General features: G+C 67.2%; 3 protein-coding genes. All 3 read left to right on the forward strand.

Going from position 1 to position 23083, the window contains the following annotated elements; translation table 11 throughout:
* Nucleotides 1–2: 2 nt before the first annotated feature.
* Nucleotides 3–20693, forward strand: a complete 20691-nt coding sequence (locus AC0KWY_RS01950; RefSeq protein WP_474027980.1) for an SDR family NAD(P)-dependent oxidoreductase — start codon at nt 3–5, stop codon at nt 20691–20693.
* The gene (locus tag AC0KWY_RS01955; protein WP_474027981.1) at nt 20690–21988 is read left to right on the forward strand and encodes a flavin-containing monooxygenase; all 1299 of its coding nucleotides are present in this window, start codon (nt 20690–20692) and stop codon (nt 21986–21988) included. Before AC0KWY_RS01950 ends, AC0KWY_RS01955 begins: the two co-directional genes overlap by 4 nt.
* Nucleotides 21989–22117: 129 nt before the next feature.
* Complete coding sequence (locus AC0KWY_RS01960; protein WP_474027982.1) at nt 22118–22984, forward strand: hypothetical protein; 867 nt, start codon at nt 22118–22120, stop codon at nt 22982–22984.
* Nucleotides 22985–23083: the final 99 nt, after the last annotated feature.

Genomic DNA, 23083 nt, shown 5'->3' on the forward strand with positions numbered 1-23083 from the left:
ACATGAGCCTTGCGGTCGCTCGGGAAGCCATCGCCATTATCGGCGTCGGGCTACGCTTGCCGGGCGCCGGATCGCTTGACGAATTCTGGTCGCATCTGGCGGCCGGCCGCTCGCTGATCAGCGAAGTGCCGGCCCGGCGCTGGGATAAGGCGGCACTGCGCGGCAATCCGGCCCAGGGCAACAAGACGAGCAGCATCTGGGGCGGTTTCGTCGAGGACGCCGATTGCTTCGATGCCGCCTTCTTCAATATCTCGCCGCGCGAAGCCGCCTGGATGGACCCGCAGCAACGCTTCGCCCTCGAACTCGCCTGGCAGGCGATCGAGGATGGCGGCTACCGAGCCAGTGCCCTGGCCGGTTCCCGGACCGGCGTCTATATGGGCGTCTGCCACTGGGATTACGCCGAGTTGCTGGAAAAGCACCTGGCCCAGGTCGATGCCTATACGCCGACCGGGATTGCCTTCTCGATCATCGCCAACCGGGTTTCCCATTTTTTCGACCTGCGCGGTCCGAGCATCGCCAATGACACGGCCTGCGCCGCTTCGCTGACCTCCGTCTACGAGGCGGTACGTGCGTTGCAGAGCGGCGAATGCGAGCTGGCCCTGGCCGGCGGGGTGAACCTGATCTGGTCGCCCAACCATTTCGTCGCCTTCTCGAAAAACGGCATGTTGTCGCGCAGCGGTCAGAGCCAGGCCTTCGACGAGGGAGCGGACGGCTATGTGCGCGGCGAGGGCGGCGCCATGCTGCTGCTCAAGCCCCTGGCGCAAGCCCAGGCCGATGGCGATCCGATTCACGGCGTCATTCGCGGTATCGGCGTCAATCACGGCGGGCGGACCAACTCCCTGACCGTGACCAATCCGCAGGCCCAGGCCGAACTGATTGCCGGGGTGATCCGCGAAGCCGGCGTGGCGCCGGACAGCATCAGTTATATCGAAGCCCACGGCACGGGAACGCCGCTCGGCGATCCGATCGAAATCGCCGGTCTCAAGCAGGCCTTCGCCGAGCTTTACCGCGAAGCGGGCCGGGCGCCGATCGCCGCCAGTTGTGGCATCGGCTCGGTGAAAACCAATATCGGCCATCTTGAAGGGGCCGCCGGCGTCGCCGGCCTGGTCAAGGTGATCGCCGCCCTGGGCCATCAGGCCTTGCCGGCCAATGCCAATTTTGCCCGGTTGAATTCGCTGATCGATCTGGCCGGCAGTCCCTTCCACATCCAGAGCACGCTGAGGGCCTGGCCACAGCAGGCGGCGCAGCCCCGCCGGGCCGGGATCAGCGCTTTCGGTTTCGGCGGCAGCAACGCCCATGTCCTGCTCGAAGAAGCGCCGCCGCTTCCCGCATCCGGCGAGTTCGACGGTCCCTTCTGGCTGCCACTGTCGGCCCGCGACGAGTCGCGCCTGCTGGCCAATGTGGCGGCCTTGGCCGATTTTGTCGCCGCCCATGACGTCCGTCTGGCCGATCTCGCCTGGACCTTGCAAAGTGCCCGCGAGGCGATGGCTTGTCGCCTGCTGTTGCGGGTCGATGATCGCGCCGATCTGGTCGCCGCGCTGGCCGCTTGCCTCGCGGGCATCGGTGACCCCAGGGTCTGGCGCGCCACGGCAAGGACTGAAGACGCCGCCGAGTCCCCGGCTGAGCCGCTAGCCGAACAGTGGTTGGCCGGTGCCGCGGTGGATTGGCGCTCGCTCTACGCGGCGGCCTTGCCCCGGCGCATCCACGCGCCGAGCTATGTCTTTGCCCGCGAGCGGCACTGGATGGATCTCTCGCTCGGCGCCAAGGATCCGGAACCCTTCATGCATCCGCTGGTGCAGCGCAATGTCTCGCAACTGGGCCGCCAGGCCTATCAGGCGAGTTTCACCGGCAGCGAGTTTTTCTGGGCCGGTCATCGGGTCGGCGGCGTGCAGATCCTGCCTGGCGTGGCCTGTCTCGAAATGGCGCGCGCCGCCTGGGCCCTGGCCACGGGCCGGGAAGGCGAAAGCGCCTGTTGTCTGCATATCGACAATCTGGTCTGGAGCCGGCCGTTGCCGGCTGGCGAATCGCCCGTGATAGTGGGCATCCGTCTGCAGCCGCCGGCATCGGCCCCCGAGCAACTGGCTTTTGCCATCGAAAACCAGGGCGGCTCGGGCATCAATGCCCAGGGCCATATCGAGCCGGCGACCTCGGGCGCAAGCGAGATTCTCGATCTCACCGACTGGCGGGAGCGGGCAAGCCGCCGCCTGGCGCCCGAGGCGCTTTACGCCCGTCTGCAGGCCACCGGCATGCAGCACGGGCCCAACTTCCATACTGTCACCGGCATTTACCGTGGTGCCGGCTATCTGCTGGTCAGCCTCAAATTGCCGCGCCTGTTGCGCGCCAGTCTGGGCAGTTTCCTGCTGCATCCGCTTCTGCTCGATGGCGCCATCCAGGCCTGGATCGGGCTTGAGGAAGACGGCCAGGTCTTGGCCGGCGCGGCCGTGCCCTTTGCCTGTCGCCGGGTTGACGTGCGCGCGGCATGTACGGAATCGATGTGGGCTTTGCTCACCCCGATTCCCGGAAATGGCGACGGCAGCCTGCGCCGCTTCGACATTGCGCTCTGCGACGGCGCCGGCAAGGTCTGTCTGCGCTTTCATGAACTGGCGTTGCGCCTGATGTCGGCCCAAGCCGATGTTCCCGAACTGCTGCTGTCGACGCCACAGTGGGTCGCCTGCCCATTGCCGGCGGCGACACCGCGAGCGACCTGCCAGACGCGCTTGCTGCTGGCACCGTCCCTGGCCGGGCTGGCCGATCAACTCGCCGCCCTGAGTGCTCTGCCGGTCAGCGTGCTGCCGGCCCTGGACGATCCCGGCAAGGCTGCCCGGGTCTGGTTCGGCGTACTCCACGACGACTTGCAGGCGCGCCTGGCCGAACGCGGCAAGACCCGCCAGCAGTGGCTGCTGCTCCTGCCGGCCGGGACCGACGAATTGCCCGGCGCGGCCCTGGCCGCCCTGTTGCGCAGCATGGCCGCCGAGCAGCCGAAATTTTCCGGGGCGGTGCTCAGTATCGATGGGCCGCTCACCGCCGAACGCCTGGCCAGGATCGTCGGTGGCGAAGCCGGGCGCGCGGACAGCTTCAGCGAGCTGCGTTACGACGCCGCCGACCAGCGCAGCGTTTGCCGTCCGCAGGCCATCGCGCTAGCGGAAGAGCCTGGTCACCTGCCAGCCGCCGATGGCGTCGTCTGGATCAGCGGCGGGCAGGGCGGGCTCGGTCGGCATTTCGCGGCCTGGCTGGCGGCCCGCGGTGTGCGCCGGATTGTTGTTTCCGGCCGAAAGGCGGAAGCCGGGCCGGAACTGCCGGTCGGGGCGAGCGTCCATTATCGTCGCTGCGACGTCGCCGAGGCCGGACAGGTGGCGCAAACGGTGGACTGGATCGAGCGTGAAATCGGACCCTTGCGCGGCATCATTCATGCCGCCGGCGTCCTGCGTGACGCTTATGTGCTGCAGCAGCAGGCAGCGGATGTCGATGCGGTATTCGCGCCCAAGGTGGCGGGCCTGCTCAATATCGATGCGGCCACCCGGGATTGCCAACTCGATTTCTTCGTCGTCTGTTCTTCCATCGCCGCCACCTTCGGCAACCCCGGACAGAGCGGCTATGCCGCGGCCAATGCATTGATGGATGCCTGGGCCGCCAGGCGCCAGCGCCAGGTCGCGCTCGGTCAAGGCCACGGGCGGACGCTGGCCGTGGCCTGGCCGCTGTGGGCGGAAGGCGGAATGAGCGTCAACGCGGTGACGGGCGCGGCCCTGCAGCGCCGTTTCGGCAGCTTGCCCTTGCCTACGGATCTTGCCCTGGCGGCTTTCGGGCGCCTGCTCAATGCGCCGGCGCCGGCCCGGGTGACCCTGCAATACGGGCTACCGGCCCGCCTGCACCAGGTTCTTGCCGACTATGGCGCCGCTTTGCCGGAACCGGCGCCCGCGGCAAAGGCGCAGACCGCCGAGGGGCAGGATCGTCGGGTCCTTGCCCTGGAGTCGCTGCGCCCGCAGGTCATCGACTGGCTGAAAGACCTGTTGGGCGAACTGATCCAGATGGACCCGGCGCGCATCCGGGCCAATCGCCAACTGGCGGAGTACGGCCTGGATTCCATCGTGATCGTCGAAATGACCAACCGGATGGAGGCTTCCCTCGGTCCGCTGGCGAAAACCCTGTTTTTCGAATATGTCGATCTCGACGGCGTCGCCGGTCATTTGCTGGAAAGCCACGGTCCGGCGCTCAGCGCGCTGCTCGGCGGGCATGACGCGCCGGCCGGCACGATCGACGAAATCCCCGAAAGCGCCGCCGCCAGCCCGGTCGAATCCTCGGCGCTCGGCGAGCACGACGTCGCCATCGTCGGGCTTTCCCTGCATGTCGCCGGGGCCGACGACCAGGAAAGTTTCTGGCAGATGCTGGAGCAGGGCTTGCACGGCTTCCGGCGCTACCCGGCGGAACGCTGGAACCACGAGGCGCTGGTTCATCCGGAACGCGACGTGCTGGGCAAGACGGTGGTCCAGACCGGCGCCTTCATGAATGGCATCGATCTCTTCGATCCCCGCTATTTCCGCATTTCCCAGGCCGAAGCCGAACTGATGTCGCCCGAGGTCCGGCTTTTCCTGCAATCCTGCGTCGAGGCCTTCGAGGATGCCGGCTATTCGCGGGAAACCCTGCAGCGCGATTACGGCGGCGATGTCGCGGTGATCGTCGGTTCGATGACCAACGACTACAACCTGTACGGCTTCCAGAACATGCTGCAGCGGGGTTCGCTGGCCAGCGGCAGTTACACCGGCACGGTGCCGAACATGGTGTCGTATTACTACGGCTTCACCGGACCGTCGTATTTCCTCGACACCATGTGTTCGGCCGCCGCCACCTGCGTCCATGAAGCCGTGCACATGCTGCGCAGCGGGCGCAGCCGGATGGCGCTGGCCGGCGGCATCAGCCTGCTGCTCCACCCGCAGAAACTGATTGCCACCTCGCAGGAACATTTCACCAGCAAGAGCGCGGAAGTGATCCGGGGTTATGGCGTCGGCGCCGAAGGAACGATTCTCGGCGAAGGCGTCGGCGCCCTGGTCATGAAGCGGCTGGCCGATGCCGAGCGCGATGGCGACCACATCTATGGCGTGATCAAGGGCAGCGCCGTGAGCAATGCCGGGGTGCGCAACGGCTTCACCGTGCCGAATCCCCGCCAGCAGGCGGTGGCCATCGAAAAGGCCCTGCAGGACAGCGGTATCGAGCCGGCCAGCATCGGCTACATCGAGGGCCATGGTTCCGGCACGGCGCTCGGCGACCCGATCGAGGTCAAGGCCCTGAGCGAGGCCTATGGCCCTTACTTCAGCCAGCCCCAGGTCTGCCCGCTCGGTACCGTCAAGTCGAACGTCGCCCATCTGCTCGGTGCCGCCGCCTTGCCAGGCATCGTCAAGGTGCTGTTGCAGATGCAGCACGGCAAACTGGTGCCGTCGCTGCACGCGGCGACCCTGAATCCCAACATCCCCTTCGCCCGGACGCCGTTCTACGTGCAGCGGGAATTGAGCGACTGGCCGCGCAAGAAGGATGCCGCCGGGCAGGAATGGCCACGACGGGCCGGGGTCACCTCGATTGGCGCGGGCGGCATGAACGCCCATATCATCCTCGAGGAATACCGGCCGGCGCCTTCGCCGGCGCGGGCCGGCGAAGCGGCCTTGTTCGTTTTCTCGGCGATGAATGTCGACCGGCTGCGGGCCGTGGTCGAGCGTTTCTGTGCCCATCTCGAAGCGCAGCCGGGCCTGCCGCTGGCCGATCTGGCGTGGACCCTGCAGGTCGGGCGCAACGAACTGCCCTGTCGCCTGGCACTGGTCGCCACCGACCAGGCGCAACTGCTGCAGCGCCTGCGCGCTTTCCTGACGGCCGAGGCGGGTGTCAGCGAGGCGCCCCTGTTCCATACGCCGAGCATTCTCGATTGCGACCCGCAGGTCGAGCCGGCGCAACTCGCACAAGCCCTGGCCCAGGCTCAGTTGGCGCAGTTGGCGGCGTGGTGGAGTCAGGGCGTCAGCATCGCCTGGCCGGCACTGTACGGCACCGAGCGGCCGCGTCGCCTGTCGCTGCCGGCCTATCCCTTCGAGAAACAGCGCTGCTGGTACCAGGAGTACCCGGATGCGCCGTCGGTCGTCCATCCGCTCGGCGCCGCCCGGAAACTGCATCCCTTCGTCGGCAGCAACCATTCCGACTTGCAGGGGCTGCGTTACCGGACGCCGATCTACCTCAACGAATTGCTCGATTACGTCTACACCGAGGCCCGCCAGCCCCGCTTGCTGCCGACCGCGGTGATCGAAATGATGGCGGCGGTGGCTCGTCTGGCCGGTTGCGCGCCGGGTTTTTGCCTGGTCAACCTGGAAGTCGGCGAGGCGGTCGATTGGTCGGCGGTAAGCACGCTATCGGCGACGCTCGTGGCGCCGGAAGAAGGAGGGCAAATCGAGCTGACGGTGGAACTGGCTTCCGGCCTCAGTCAGCCTTTTGCCGGTTGCCGCGTGCAGGCGCCGGGGGGCGCGCTTCCTGCCGGGCCCGGGCCGGAGGCGCTGCGGGTGGCCGGCGAGGCACTGAGCGGCGAACAGTTTTACGCGCAATTGGCTGCTTCCCAATGGCGCTTCTCGCCTTATCTCGAGGTCGTGGAAACGGTACGCCATCTGCCGCAGGGCGGGGTGCTCTGCCAGTTGCGCGAGCATCATCCGCAGCAGGACTGGTTCAAGCGCGAACTGCTGTTGCCGCCGCGCCTGCTCGGCGCCCTCTGGCAGGCCTTGCTGCTGTGCGAAACGTCGGCCAGCCGAGGGACGCTGGCGGGCCTCGGTCGGCTCCATCTGGCCGAGGGTGAGGCCAGCCAGTTGCTGTTGCGACCGGCGGCGCTGCCCGGCCAGTGGGATGCCTTCTTCCTCGATGCCGGCGGCCGGCTGGTGGCCGCCTTGCTCGGTCTGGCTTTGGCTTCGGCCAGCCGCCTGCAGCGGCGCCAGCCGGCGCAGGCGCCAGTCGGCCAGGCCATCGCCGCAGTCATGGTGCCGGCATCGCGCCGGACATTGGCGCTCGAGGCATCGGACACTATGGCGGCAGAGTCTGCTGCAGATTCGGCGAAAAACGCGGTGGCCAAGGCAGGCTATTGCCTCGATCTGCGGCAATTGGTCGGGCAACTGCTGAAATTCGGGATCGACGACATCAGCCCCCGTTCGCCTTTCTACGATCTGGGCTTCGACTCGATTTCGCTGACTCGCCTGGCCAATGAAATCAATGGCCGCTACGGCTGCAGCCTGACTCCGGCGATTTTCTACGAATGCGAGCATATCGAGGCCCTGGCCGGCTGGCTGGCCCTGCGCCTGCCGCCCTTGGACGAAGCCGGCGTCGCGCCTGGCGCGGCGTCCGCGCTTGCGGATTCGCCGTCGGCCGCTCCGGCATTCCGGCAATCGTTACCGGCCAGCCTCGCCGTTCCGGCGGTTTCGCCCAGCCAGCCGTCCGCCGGCATTGCCGTGATCGGTCTGGCGGCGCGCTTGCCGGGTTGCCGCGATGCGGCGGATTTCTTCGCGCATTTGCTGGCCGGCGACGACCTGGTCGGCGAGCTGCCGCTCGAACGCTATCCCGCGGCTTATCGGCAACGCCTGCTGGCCGCCGGCTTCCCGCTGCAGGGCGGTTTCCTGCGCGATATCGACTGTTTCGATGCGGCCTTTTTCAAGACCTCGCCGCACGAGGCCGAGCGCATGGACCCGCAACAACGCCTGCTCCTGGAAACCGTCTGGCGGACCCTCGAAAACGCCGGTTACCGGCCTGACGAACTGCCGCCGGAAACCGGCGTTTTCGTCGGCGTCAGCGGTCGCGACTATGGCAGCCTGTTGCAGGCCCATGGGGTCGACAGCGACGGCTATGTGGCGACCGGCAACTCCCTGGCCATGGTCGCCAACCGGATATCCTGGCAGCTCGACCTGCATGGCCCGAGCGAGGCGATCGATACCGCCTGTTCCAGTTCGCTGGTCGCCCTGTTGCGTGCCGCCGAGGCCATCCGCAGCGGCCGTTGTCGTATGGCGCTGGTTGCCGGGGTCAATCTGGCGCTGGCCATCGAAGGCTACACCGGCCCCTGGCAGGCCGGCATGCTGAGCCCGAGCGGGCGCTGCAAGACCTTTTCCCGGGAGGCGGACGGCTATGTCCGGGGCGAGGGCGTCATCGCGTTGCTGCTCAAGGGACGCAGCGCAGCCGAAGCGGACGGTGACCGGATTCTCGGCCTGCTGGCCAGCGGCGCCGAGAATCACGGCGGTCATGCCGGTTCGCTGACTGCGCCCAACACCAAGGCCCAGGCCGCGCTGATCTGCCAGGCGATGGCCGGTATCCCGCCGGCTTCGATCGGTTACATCGAAGCCCATGGCACGGGCACCAGCCTCGGCGATCCCGTCGAAATCAACGGCCTGCGCCTGGCCTATGCCCAGCTCGAAGAGGGCGTTTCGACGCCGCATATCGGGCTGGGCTCGGTCAAATCGAATATCGGCCACCTCGAAGCCGCGGCCGGCCTGGCCGGCGTCCTCAAGGTGCTGCTTGCCCTGCGGGCCGAAACCTTGCCGCCCAGCCTGCATTGCGCCGAAATCAATCCCTATATCGAGTTGTCGGGAAGTCCCTTCTACCTGGTGCGCGAACGCCAGCCCTGGCCGTCGCCGGTCGACGCGCAGGGCCAGCGTCTGCCGCGGCGGGCCGGGGTCAGCAGCTTCGGTTTCGGCGGCAGCAATGCCCACGTCGTGCTCGAGGAATACGTCACCGGGACGCTCCCGCCGCGGCGTCAGCCCCTGGCGGCGCAAGATTTCGCGGCAACCCGTTATTGGTTGCCCATGGGGGCGGAGCCGGCCGCCGCCGCGCCTGACGAGACCGTGCTGCTGACGCCCGACTGGCAGGAAATACCCTTGCCGGTCGGCGCTGCCGCTTCGGCCGTCGCCCGGCGCCTGATCATGCCCTGCGAATTCGCGTTGCCGGAAGGCACCCCCGGCCTGATCGCCGTGCCACGCCTGAACGGCGATCTGGGAGAACGCTACCAGGCGCTGGCCAATCTGCTGCTGCAAACCCTGCAAGGCGAAATGCGGGCCGGCCTGGATGCTCCATTGCTGCTGCAATTGCTCGTGCCGGCCGACGACGAACGCAGTGTTCATGCCGGTCTGGGCGCCTTGCTGGCCAGCGCCTCGGCGGAAAATCCGCGCCTGGTCGGGCAGGTCGTCGCGCTGCCCGGCGCCATGGCGGCCAACGAAGTGCTGGCGCATCTGGCGGCCGAAGCCGGTCAGGCGCAGGCGTGCCAGGTTCGCTATCGGGCGGGCCGGCGAGAGGTCCGGGGATGGCGTGAGTTGCCGCCGGGCTTGGCGGGCCGCCGGGCTTGGCGGGCCGCTGGAGTCTATCTGATCAGCGGCGGCCTGGGCGCGCTCGGCCGGCTGCTGGCGGCCGAGATCGTCACCCAGGCACCGGGCGCGACTTTGATTCTGCTGGGCAGCGGGGGGCTCGATAGCGCCCGCCAACAGGCGCTGGATGATTTGCGCCAATCCGGCGCGGTCGTCGATTACCGGCAAGTCGAGATCAGCGATGGCGCGGCGGTCGCTGCCGTGGTGCAGGATATCCTGCACCAGCACGGGGCGCTGCACGGGGTCATCCACTGTGCCGGAATTCACCGTGACAGCGCCTTAATCCGCAAGACCCCGCAGGAACTGGCGGCCGTCCTGGCGCCCAAGGTGGCGGGAGTTCTCGCCCTGGACAGCGCTTGCCGGGGCCTGAGCCTCGACTGTTTTCTCCTTTATTCCTCGCTGGCCGGGGCGGTCGGTAATGCCGGCCAGACCGACTATGCGGCGGCCAACGGCTTTCTCGATGCCTTCGCCCACTGGCGCGGCGCCCCGGTGCAGGCCATCGACTGGCCGCTCTGGCGGGACGGCGGGATGCGCGTCAGTGCGGCCGGCGAGCAGGCCTTTTTCGAACGCATGGGGCAACGGCCGCTGACCACGGCGGCCGGCCTGGCGGCGCTCGACGCCTGCTGGCACAGCGGCTTGCCCGAAGTCGCCGTGGTGGCCGGGGATGGCCGGCGAATTCGGGCGTTTTTCGAGCAGGCTGCCGGGATCGCCGCTGGCGCCAGCGTGCCAACACCGCCGGCTCGGTTAGCGGAAGCCGGAAATCACGCCGCCGATCTCCTGCGGCATCGCGTAGGCGTGGCCCTTGGCGGCTTGCTCGGGCAGATCGCCGGTTTGTCGGCGGCGCAGATCCTGCTGGATGAGCCGCTGGAAAATTACGGCATCGACTCGCTCATGATCAACAAGCTCAACCAGGCCCTGGGCGAGCATTTCGGCAGCCTGTCGAAAACCCTGTTCTTCGAATACCGGACCCTGGCCCAGGTTGCCGCGCACCTTGCCGAACGGCACGACGCGGCTTGCCGGCGCTGGCTCGGGCTGAGCGAAGTCGACACCCTGGTAGAGGGTAGCCCAGCGCCGGCCAGCGTCCCCGTGGATACCGCCGTGGCCGGCCTCGGGCCGTCTGAACCCATCGCCGTGATCGGCATCAGCGGGGCTTATCCGGAAGCGCCGACCCTGACGCAATTCTGGGCCAACCTGGTGGCCGGGCGGGAGAGCATTGGCGAGATACCGGCCGAGCGCTGGGCGGTGGACGATTTTCACGATCCCGACCCGGACCGCGCAGTCGCCCGTGGCCTGAGCTATGCCCGGCGGGGCGGCTTCCTCGACGGCTTTGCCGATTTCGATCCGGCCTTTTTCCGCATCTCGGCACGCGAGGCGGCGGCCATGGACCCGCAGGAACGCCTGTTCCTGATGCAGGCCTGGGCGGCTTGCGAGGATGCCGGCTACACCCGGCACCGTTTCGCCAGCCAGCATGCGTCGAAGGTCGGTGTCTTCGTCGGTGTCAGCAAGACCGGTTACGAGTTGCATGGGGCCTGGGAAAGCGAGAACGGCGCCCGGGTCCGGCCGACGACATCCTTCGCCAGCGTCGCCAACCGGGTCTCCTATTGCCTGGACCTGAAGGGCCCCAGCCTGCCGGTCGATACCATGTGCTCCTCGTCCCTGACCGCCATTCACGAGGCCTGCGCCCATCTGCGCCGCGGCGAGTGCGAAGTGGCGCTGGCCGGCGGCGTCAATCTTTATCTGCACCCGGACAATTACGCCGCCCTGTGTGCCGCGCGCATGCTCAGCCCGGACGGCCATTGCCGCAGTTTCGGCGCGGCCGGCAAGGGTTTCGTGCCGGGCGAGGGGGTCGGTTGCCTGCTCTTGAAGCCGCTGTCGCGGGCGCTCGCCGACGGCGACCGCATCCATGGGCTGATTCGCGGCAGCGCCGTCAACCATGGCGGACGGACCGCCGGCTACACGGTGCCCGACCCGCTCGCCCAGGCTGCCGTGGTGCAGGCCGCGCTGCGCCAGGCCGGGGTCGACAGCCGGGCGATCAGCTATCTCGAGGCCCACGGCACGGGGACCGAACTGGGCGATCCGATCGAGTTCAACGGCCTGGTCCAGGCTTTCGGCGCCGGGCTGCCGGCCGGGCAGTGCGCGCTCGGTTCGGTGAAATCGGGGATCGGCCATCTCGAAGCCGCCGCCGGCATCGCCGGCCTGACCAAGGTGCTGCTGCAAATGCGGCATCGGCAGTTGGTGCCCAGCCTGCACGCCGAAACCATCAATCCCAATCTCGATTTCTCCGCGACGCCGTTCCGCCTGCAGCGCGAGCTTTCCGCCTGGCTGCCGCCGCTTGCCGGGGCGCCGCGGCTGGCCGGCGTCTCGTCCTTCGGGGCGGGCGGCGCCAACGCGCATCTGATCGTCGAGGAATGGCCGACACCGTCCTTCCCGCAGCCGGCCGAGCCGCTCGCAGCGGCCGCGTCGATGCCGCAGGCGATCATTCTTTCGGCCCGCGACGACGAGCGCCTGCGGGAAATCGCCCAGGGCCTGCACGATTTCCTGCTCGCCACCAGTCAAGCGCCGCAGGACCGGGCGTCGTCGGCGAGGCACGAGGTCCGGGGCCTGGTCGCTGAGATTCTCGCCGTCGATGCCAGCGAACTCGATGTCGATGAAGCGCTGGACGCCTACGGCTTCGAGCCGATCCACCGCCATGCCCTGTACCGGGCGCTGGAACAGCGTTTCAGGCAGCCCTTGAGCATCGCCGACTTTGCCGGCCTGGCGAGCATCGGCCAGATTGCCGAGGCGCTCGACGAGCCGGTGGCGGCCGGGATTCGCGCGCCAACCCCGGCCGCCGCGAGCGGGCTGGAGCTGGCCGATCTGGCCTGGACCCTGCAAATCGGTCGCGAGGCCATGGAGCAGCGTCTGGCGATCCCGGCCAGCAGTACGGCCGAATTGCTCGCCGCCCTGCAAGCCTGGCTGCAGGCCGGGCAGGGCGAAGCGGTGGCCGGTGTCTGCCGGGGATCGGCGAGTGCCCAGCGCGCCACCCTCGGCCTGCTGGCGGGCGAACCCGGTTTGCTCGAGATGATCGAACGCTGGCTGGCCACCGGCCAGATCGAACGCGTACTCGGCCTCTGGGTGCAGGGGCTGGATATCGACTGGCGACGTCTGCCGCGCTCGCGGCCAAGCCGCATCATCAGCGCGCCGACCTATCCTTTTGCCCGCCAGCGCTACTGGTTGCCGTCGCTGGACGAGGCCGGTTCCTCGCTGGTCCGCGCCCTGGCTGCCGAGCCGCCCGGCCGGGAAGCGCTGCAGCAGGCGCATGACGAACTCGAGCAACAGCTGGCCCGCCTGCTCGCCGCCTGTTTGCCGGGCATCGAGGTCGGCACCGACTGGCAGCGCTGGCAGTCGGCGCTCAATGCGCTGCTGGCCTCGCACGGCAAGCTTCCGGTTGGCGATGCCCCGGCCGCCTGGGCCGAATGGGCCGCCTATCAGGCGCGCGTCGCAACGACCGGCGGACCGCTCGCCCAGATTCGCCTGGTCGACACGGTGCTGCGCGCCTTGCCGGACATCCTCGCCAACCGTCAAGCCGCGACCAGCGTCATGTTCCCGGCCGGGCGCATGGAACGGGTCGAAGCGGTCTACAAACAGAATGCCGTCGCTGCCCGCTTCAACGCGACCCTGGCCCAGGCCGCGGCGGCTTTCGTCAGTCAGCGCCGCGCCGCCAAGGCGGGCAGCGGCCTGCGCCTCCTGGAAATCGGTGCCGGCACCGGCGCCACCAGCCAGGCCGTGCTGGCGGCCCTGGCGCCGTACCGGGAAGCGATTGCCGAATACCGTTACACCGACCTTTCGCGGGCCTTCCTGATTCATGGCGAGCGCCATTTCCGGGCGAGCCATCCGGAACTGCGCACCGCCCTGTTCGACGTCGAAAAACCGCTGGCCGGCCAGGATGTCGAGCCCGGCGCCTACGACCTGGTGATTGCCGCCAATGTCCTGCACGCGACCCGCGAGATGCGCCAGACCCTGGCCAACGTGCGCGACTTGCTGGCGCCCGGCGGCCTGTTGCTGGTCAATGAAACCAGTTGCGCGACCCTGTTCACCCATCTGACTTTCGGGCTGCTCGACGGCTGGTGGCGGTTTACCGATCCCGAATGGCGCATTTCCGGTTCGCCGGCCCTGACCCCGGCCAGTTGGCGGCGCCTGATTGAAACTGTCGGCCTGCGCTGGGTCGGCGGCAGCAGTGCGGCCGAGCACGCGCTCGGGCAGCAGGTGCTGGCGGCGGAACGGCCCGGCGCAGCATTTGCCCGGCCGGCGCCGGGCGCCAGCGAGCTGGCACCGTCAGCACCCCGGCAAGTAGCGGCGAGCCCGGCCGAGATCGGCGGCGAAGGCGCGGGTCGCTGGATTATCGAAGCCTTGGCGGCGACCCTCAATGTCGCACCCGGCAGCATCGATGCGACGCAGCCCTTTGCCGATTACGGCCTTGATTCGATTCTCGGCGCCGAGCTGGTCGACCGCCTGCGCCAGGGCCTCGGCGTGCGCCTGGCGCAAACCGATCTTTTCGATTACCCGAGCGTGCAGCAACTGGCCGCCTTTCTCGAGCGCCAGGGCGGCGCGGCACTGGCCGCCGCGCTGGTCGCTGATCGACGTTCGCTCAGTCCGCTCCCGCCGATTGCTGCCGCGCCGGCGCGGCTCGAACACTCGGCCCCGGTCAGCCGCGAGCCGATTGCCATCGTCGGCTTCAGCGGTCGTTTTGCCGCTTCCGACGACGCCCAGCAGTTGTGGCAACACCTGCTGGCCGGCGACGATCTGGTGCGCCCGGTCAGCCGTTTCGACCTGGCGGCGTTCTACCGCGATGCGGCGCCGGACAGTTGGTGCAATCACGGCAGTTTCATCGATGGTATCGAGCAGTTCGACGCCCGCTTCTTCAATATCTCCGGCCTCGAAGCCACCTACATGGACCCGCAGCAGCGCCTTTTCCTCGAAGAGGCCTGGCACACCCTGGAACATGCCGGGCATGCCGGGGCGGCGATCGAGGGGCGGCGCTGCGGCGTCTTCGTCGGCTGCGCCCATGGCGATTACCAGGAACTGTTCCAGGACCAGCCGCCGGGCCAGGCGTTCTGGGGCAATACCTGCTCGCTGATTCCGGCCCGCATTGCCTATCACCTCAATCTCAAAGGGCCGGCCATCGCTGTCGATACCGCCTGCTCGAGTTCGCTGGTGGCGGTGCACCTGGCCTGTCACAGCCTGTGGCAGGGCGACTCCGAAATGGCCCTGGCGGGCGGCGTCTTCATCCAGTCGTCGCCGCGTTTCTATCGCTACGCCAACCAGGCCCGGATGCTCTCGCCGAGCGGCCGTTGCGCCGCTTTCGGTGCCGATGCGGACGGCATTGTTCCCGGTGAGGCGGTCGGTGCCGTGCTGCTCCGTCCCTTGTCGCAGGCGCTGGCCGACGGCGACAGCATCCACGGCCTGATCGTGGCAACCGGCATCAACCAGGATGGGGCGACCAACGGCATTACGGCGCCCAGCGCCTTGTCGCAGGAACAATTGATCCGCGACGTCTACCGGCAATACGGCATCGATCCGAGCCGAATCGGCCTGGTCGAAGCCCACGGCACGGGCACCTCGCTCGGCGACCCGATCGAATTTGCCGCCCTGAGCCGGGTCTTCCAGAGCGCAAATCCGCCGCCTGGGCAGTGCGCCCTGGGCTCGATCAAATCCAATCTCGGCCACGCCACGACGGCGGCCGGGGTGGCCGGTCTGATCAAGGTCTTGCTCGCCCTGCAGCACGAGAAGATTCCGCCCACCCTGCATGCCGAGCCGGCCCATCCGGAACTGCCGCTGGCCGCCAGTCCCTTCTTCCTCAACCGCCAGCCGCAGCCCTGGCCGCTGGCGCCGGGCCGGCCCCGGCAAGCGGCGATCAGCGCCTTCGGCTTCGGCGGCACCAACGCCCACCTGGTGGTCGAGGAAGCACCGCTGCCTGCCGCCGTGCCGGATACCGCCCCGGCCTGGCTGCTGCCACTTTCCGCGCGTTCCGCCACGCAGTTGCGGCAACAGGCCGAGGCCTTATTGGCTTACCTGACGAGTGAGCCAAAGGCAGACTGCGCGGCCATCGCCTACACCCTCTGCGTCGGCCGTCGGCATTTCGCCCAGCGCCTGGTCGTGGTCGCCGCTGAGCCGGCCGAGCTGCAAACCCGTCTGGCCGGCTGGCTGGCTGGTCAGGCCGATTCCGGTGCGCTCGGCGGCGAGCGGGCCGGGGCACCGGGCGCCGCCGAACAGGCCGCGGCGCAGACGCTGGCGGCGCGCCTGGCCAACGCCCGGCAGGCGGCTGCGGCAAGTTACCGGACGCTCCTCGACGAACTGGGCCGGCTCTTCCTGGCCGGTTGCGACGAACTGCTGGTCGAACAATTCCCGAGCGGCCGCGGCCGGCGAGTCGCCTTGCCGACCTATCCTTTTGCCCGTCAGCGCTATTGGGTGACGCCGCCGGCCAGCAGCGAAACCTCAGTCGCCCCGCGCATCCCCGCGCCAGCCACCGCGGCGCCGGACGCCATCGACAGCCGGCGCCGCTCAATCCGCCTGGGCGACCCGGCCAGTCTGGCCTGCCGCGACGGCGCCACCTCCCGGCCGGCGGCGCGGGTGGTTCTGGCGCCCCTCGCCGGCACGCCCGCGCCTATTGCATCGCCCGCTCCTTCCGCTCTGCTTTGCCTGGGGACGGAGGACGGCGTGCGGCACTGGCGGATCATCGGTCCCTGGAATCAGGGTTTGCTCGGCGAACTGGCCGAAGCACTCGATGCCGCTGGCGCTGACCCGACGTTGCGCGTCGTCTTGTTGAGTGGCGACTGGCAGGCGCCGCTGACGATGACGGTGAGCGCCGCGCTGAGCGCGCCCTTGACTTGCCCCTTGCCGGTGGTTGCGGCGCTGTCCGCTGCCCAGGGTGTCGGGCTCGGGCTGGCGGCCCATGCCGATTTCCTCGTGCTCGCCGAAAACGCTCACTACGGTGCCGCGCCTCCCGTGGCGGCGGACCTGCTGCGCCGACGCTTCGGCCAGGCGGCGGCCGACCGGCTGGTGGGCGATGGCCGCGGCGCGAGCGGTCGCGAATTGAACGGCGGTCCGCTGCGGCTGGCCGCCGACCAAGTGCTGGCGGCGGCCCGGGAATTGGCGCAGCAACTCGCCGCCGCGCCGCGGCCGGCCCTGCTCGAACTGAAACGGCACATGCGCCAGGGGCCCCAGGCGCCAAGGGATTTGCCGCCAGCCGCGCCCTGGGAGCTCGATTTCACTGCCGCCAGTGCGGCCGAGTTGGCCGCGCCGCTCACGCCCGGGGCGGGGCAGCGCCTGGCCCTGAGCTCGCCGGTGATGCAACTCGACTTGTTCGCCGACGGCGTCGCCGTGCTGCAGATGCTGGAGCGCCAGGACAAGAACACCTTCACCCCGGCCTTCATGGCCGGCCTGCAGGAAGCCTTCAGCCTGATCGAGCGGACGCCGGCCTGCAAGGTCGTGGTGCTCACCGGTCATGCCGGCTATTTCGCCTGCGGCGGCACCCGCGACGGTCTGGAAAGCCTGCAGCGCGGCGACAGCCACTTTACCGATCAACGCATCTACAGCCTGCCTTTCGCCTGCCCGCTGCCGGTGATCGCCGCCATGCAGGGCCATGCCATCGGTGCCGGCTGGTCGCTCGGGATGTTCTGCGATGGCGCCGTGTATGCGGCCGACAGCGTCTATCACAGCAATTACCTGTGGTACGGCTTCACCCCGGGGGCCGGCGCGACACTGGTCTTTCCTCTGCGGCTGGGCGACGACCTGGGGCGCGAGGTGCTGTTCTCGGCGCGCCAGTACAAGGGCCGCGAGCTCGCCCAACGCCTGCCGACATTGCCGGTTTTTCCCGCCGCCGAAGTGCTGCCCCGGGCCCTGGCCGCGGCCCGCCGTCTGGCCCGCGCCAGCCGCGCCCAACTGCTGGCCGACAAGGCCGCCAGCACGGCCGCCTGGCGTGAGCTACTGGAAGCCGTTCTGGCAAGGGAACTGGCCATGCATGAAACCACCTTCATCGGCAATCCCCGCGTCCTCGAGCGGATTGCCAGCAGTTTTGGCGCAGTGCCGGGGGCCAGCGCGCCGCGACCAGCGCCCGAGGCGCCAGAGCATCGGGCGGCGATTCGGCAGCGGCTGGTGACGACGCTGGCCGAGGAATTGCTGATTGCCCCGGGCGAGATCGGCGATTCTGCCGGCTTCCTCGAACTGGGGCTCGATTCCATCCTGGCCCTGACCTGGATCCGCCGGCTCAACCGGGAACTGGGCATCGAACTGCCGGCGACCAGCGTCTACGCCCAGCCGACGGTCGGCAGCCTGCTCGAACGGGTGCTGAGCCTGTTGCCGACGCCGGCAAGCGAGGCGAATCCGCAGGCCGTCGTTGCGCCGCTGGTGGAGCCTGTTCCGCCGCCTGGCGCAGCGAGCATCGTCGAGCAACGGCAGGCGCTGCGCCAGATCATGGTGAGTACGCTGGCCGAAGAACTGCTGCTGCCGGCCAGCGAGATCCGTGACGCCAACGGTTTCCTCGAACTGGGTCTGGATTCCATCCTGGCCCTGACCTGGGTCCGCAAACTCAATCAGCAACTCGGCATCGCCTTGCCGGCGACCTGCGTATACGCCCAGCCGACGGTCGGCGCCTTGCTCGACGCGGTGTGCGCTTTGTTGCCGGCCACGCCGCCGGTCACTGCGCCGTCTGTTGAGCAAAGCGCGCCAGCGCCCGCCGCGGCGCCTGAAATTGCCGTAACCGCCCGGCCGGCAAATCAGGAGGCGATCGCCATCATCGGCGCCGCCGGGCGTTTCCCGATGGCCGGCGATCTGCCGGCGTTCTGGGAGAACATCGCCAACGGGCGCGATTGCATCAGTGAAATTCCGCCCAGCCGCTGGGATATCGCGCGCCATTACGACGCCGATCCGCAGGCGCCGGGCAAGAGCAACAGCAAGTGGATGGGGGCAATCGACGACATTGACTTGTTCGATGCCGCCTTCTTCAACATCACCGCCCGCGAAGCGGAGTTGATGGACCCGCAGCAACGCCTTTTCCTGCAACATGCCTGGCAGGCCATCGAGGATGCGGCGATCGATCCCCGGCGGCTGGCCGGCGTCCGTTGCGGCGTTTTCGTCGGCAGCGGCAATAGCGGCTATGGCGAGCTGATCAGCGAAACCAACGCCTATAGCCTGATCGGCAGCGCTTCTTCCATCCTGGCGGCGCGCATCGCCTACCTGCTCGATCTGCGCGGCCCCTGCATCGCCCTCGACACCGCCTGCTCGACTTCGCTGGTCGCCATCGCCGAAGCCTGCAACAGCCTGCTGCTGGGCAACAGCGACCTGGCGCTGGCGGGCGGCGCCTGCGTCATGCTCGGCGCGAAAATGCACATCGATACCAGCAAGGTCGGCATGCTGTCGCCGGACGGGCGTTGCTACAGCTTCGACCAGCGGGCCAACGGTTTCGTCCCCGGTGAAGGGGTCGGCGTCCTGCTGCTCAAGCGGCTGGCCGACGCCGAGCGCGACGGCGACCCGATCCGGGCGGTGATCCGCGGCTGGGGCATGAACCAGGACGGCCGCACCAATGGCATCACGGCGCCCAATCCAGTCGCCCAAGGCGAATTGCTGCAGGCCGTCTATCGCCGCTTCGCGATTGCGCCGGCCAGCATTGGCCTGGTCGAGACACACGGCACCGGCACGCCGCTCGGCGATCCGATCGAAATTGAAGGCCTGCGCGCCGGTTTCGCGCCCTTCGAAGCTGTCGGCCAGGTCGCCATCGGTTCGGTGAAAAGCAATGTCGGCCATCTGCTGGCGGCGGCCGGCGTGGCCGGGGCGATCAAGGCGATGCTGGCGCTCGAGCACGGCGAACTGCCGCCGAGCATCCATTTCCAGCAGCAGAACGAACACCTGGCGCTGGCCGGTTCGCCCTTCTACGTCAATACCGCCCGTCGCCCCTGGCCGGCGCCGCCCGGCACGCCACGGCGGGCGGCGGTCAGCGCCTTCGGCTTCAGCGGCACCAATGCCCACCTGGTGCTTGAGGAATATCCGCTGCGCCGACCGCCGCCGAGCGGCTCGCCGACGGCCAGCCTGTGCCTTCTGTCGGCCCGCGGCAAGGCCCAGTTAGCGGCCCAGGCGGCTTCTCTGGCAGCTTTCGTCGAGGCGGCGCCGGAGCTTGATGTGGCCGATTTCTGCTCGACCCTGCAACTCGGCCGCAGCGCTTTCGAATTCCGGGCCGCCTTTGTCTGTGCCGACCGCGCCGCGCTGCTTCGCCAGTTGCGGGCGGTGGCCAGCGGCGAGCCGGCGTCGGGCGTGTTCCGCAGCGCCAGCGAAAACCCGGCGGCGACGGTATTCGCCAGCGATGGCGATGCCCGCGAACTGCTCGACAAATGGCTGGCCGCCGGTCGCCTCGAACGCCTGGCGGAAGTCTGGTGCCAGGGCGTCAACATCGACTGGGCGCGCCTGCCGCAGGCGGGCCAGCGCCGCCGCCTGCGCTTGCCCAGCTATCCCTTTGCCCGCGACCGGCATTGGGTGAAGGCGACGGCCCCGGCGCCGCTGGCCCAGCCGAGCCATCCGCTGCTGGAGAAGCGGCCGGAATTCGGTTTCAGCGGCAGCTTCCAGGGCGATGAGGCCTGGCTGAATCCGCTTCTGGTCGCCGGCGAACGCCTGTCGCCGGGATTCTTCTACCCGGAAATGGCGCGGGCGGCTGGCGAGCTGGCCAGCGGCCGGCCAGTGACCGGCCTGCGTCACCTGGTCTGGGGCCGGCCTCTGCGGCTCAACGGCACCGCGCGCCAACTGACGGTATTGCCGAGGCAGGAAGGTGGCGACTGGCTGTACCGGATTTGCGCTGACGGTGCCGGGGACGAACTCTGTCAGGTCGGCGAGTTGCTGTTCGGCGAGGCGAGCGGGGCCGAGGAAAGCTGGCCGGTGCTGCCGGCGATGAGTGCGCCGGAGGATTGCAGCGCCGCCTTCCGGCAGGCTGTACCCGCTTCCGGCCTGCTTCAGGTGGTCCGTTGCGGTGCCTGGCTCGGTGGGCACTGGCGCCATCCCGGCGGCGAGCCGGCATTGCCGATCGATCCGCGCTTGCTGGCAGCGGTCTGGCAACTGGTCTCCTTCCATGATCAGCAACAGGGCCGGACCGGGCTGCGTCTGCCGCTGGCCCTGGAACGCTTGCGGCATGCGCTGGCGGCTCCGGCCGCGAATGAGGTGTGGATCTGGCTGGCACCCGTCGGGCAGGGGAGCCCGGCGGTGCAGGTCCAGGTGGTCGATCTGGAAGGCAGGCCGCGCCTGTACCTGGAGGGCCTGATCAGCGAACAGCTTGAGGCCTTGTCGGATTTGTTCATCACAGTGGAGGAATCGGTATGACATTACCCATCAAGATCGCCATCATCGGCGGCGGGCCGACCGGCATTGGTATCGGTCGTGAATTGATCGAGGGCGGCATCGACTTCGATCTCTACGAGGCCGCCGACGATTTCGGCGGCGTCTGGCACGGCACGGCCGCCTGCGGCAAGACCTATCCGTCCCTGCACCTGATTTCGCCCAAGTTCAACACCCAGGTCCCGGACTTTCCCATGCCCGAGGACTACCCGGTCTATCCCAATCACCGCCAGATGCTCGATTACATCCGCGCCTTCGCGCGCCATGCCGGGGTCTATGAGCATGCCCGCTTCAATGCCGAGATCACCCGTCTGGAACCGGCGGATGGTGGCTGGCGCCTGTATTGGGGGGAGAGCCAGAGCGCCTGCTATTCGCTGGTGGTGGTCTGCAACGGTTTGCAGAACAAACCGCGTTACCCGGAAATTCCCTATCCCGGCGAATTCACCGGGGAAATCATCCATGCCGGCGCCTACAAGTCGCCCGACCAGTTGCGCGGCAAGCGCGTGCTGGTGATCGGTGGCGGCAACACCGGCTGCGACCTGGCGGTCGATGCCGTGCATCACGCCAGTGGCGTCTGGCACAGCACCCGGCGCGGCTACTACTATCAGCCCAAGTTCATCGCCGGCAAGCCGACGCCGCAATGGATGATGGAACTGGGCAGCAAGTTCGGCAGCAAGGAAGAAACCCTGGCCTACATCGAACAGGTGTTCCAGCTGGCCGGTTTCGACGGTACCGACTACGGCCTGCCGCAGCCCGACTATCCGCTCGATGGCGCGCATCCGGTGATGAATTCCCAGTTGCTGTATTACGTCGGCCATGGCGACATCGTCGCCAAGGGTGATGTCGCCGCTTTTGAGGGCAAGCAGGTGCGCTTCCTGGATGGCAGCACGGTCGAGGTCGACATGATCATCTACGCCACCGGCTACGAACGGGATCTGGGTTTCATCGATCGCCAGTTGCTCGAATGGAAGGGCGAAATTCCCGATTTCTTCCTGCACTCGGTGCCGCGCAATCACGACAACCTGCTTTTCATGGGCTTCATCAATACCGCCGCCGGCTTGGGCGATGGCCTGAAGAACCAGGGCTCCTTCGTGCGCGCCTATGCCCGGGCACTGGCCGGGCGGACGCCGGGTTTGCAGGCTTTCCTGCAGGCCAAGAAAAACGACCAGCCGGATATCGGCCAGGCGTATTTCGTCCAGTCCTATCGCCACCAGTGGGAGGCGGATCTCTGGAAACTGCTTGGCCAGATGCGCAAATATCGGGACATGCTCGAGCAGTAAGCGGCCGGCAGGCAAGAGAAGTAATCGGGCGAGGCCCGAAAAACTCCCGAAAAGTCAGTTGTGACAGTTTTTGGACTTTAGAAAGCTCTTCTTGTCGCGACTGATTTGAGTGACATTAAGGATATTTTTATGCATTGGTACACAGTTCATACGTTTAAAGAGCGCCTGGAAAATATTGAGCAGTTTTTCATCGAGATAGCTGCCAATGAAGAGCAGCTTCTTACCTTTGGCTTTCAGCGTGCACTGACCTTGCCAACTGCTGAAAGAGCACTTGAAGCGTTGAAAACGTTTGATGAAGATTTTGCTACGCTCAAGAGGTATATGTTTAGGATGGATAGCGCAATTGGGCATGATTTGGAACGTTTGGATTCAGATGGGAAACTGATCGAGCAGGTTTCATTAATCGCGCTTCGGGTACGAATGGCAGGTGTTCGGAAGCCGCTGACTACCTCTCTTTCGCTAGCGAACCAGGTGCTCTTTTATCTTCCGTATTTTTCAAGGCTCATAAAGAGCAAAGGGCTTTTTGGAGAAGAGCCCGTATCTCTCCACAAAACAATCATTAATCTGGGGAGGTTGCGTGGTCTGACCAATATTTGCTGGGAACTTCTTTCAAATCATGAAAATTCTGACAATGAGGTTTTTAAACCGTCAAATATAAAGTCAGATCGTGTTCTCGATTTAATTGATAGCGCCCTCTCCGACGTAGGAAATCTGACTTCGATCTCCCCGACTGATCGAGCACGAATCGAAGGCTATTTGCATGAAGCAAAGAAAGAAATTTTATCGCCGAGTCCGTCATGGTCAAACATTGTTGGCGCACTAGTAATTGTTGCTGCAATTACTAGTGGCTTAGCTGATGCGCCAAATGCGGCGAAGAATATCAAGGACGCAATCGAATATATTTTGGGTACATCGGTCGATAAACCCCTGCAGAAGTACCTACATCCACCTTTAGATAACGAGAGACCGCAAGCCCCAATTGGTGTTTTTGCCTAACTGCCGGCGTTAATGGACGGGCGATCTGGCGGTTTTGAACGATTGAAATTGGAACTGGAACATGGACGCTGACAAAAAAGCAGGGCAGGACTTGCGCGA

Source organism: Azonexus sp. MM2026_4, from assembly GCF_055901855.1.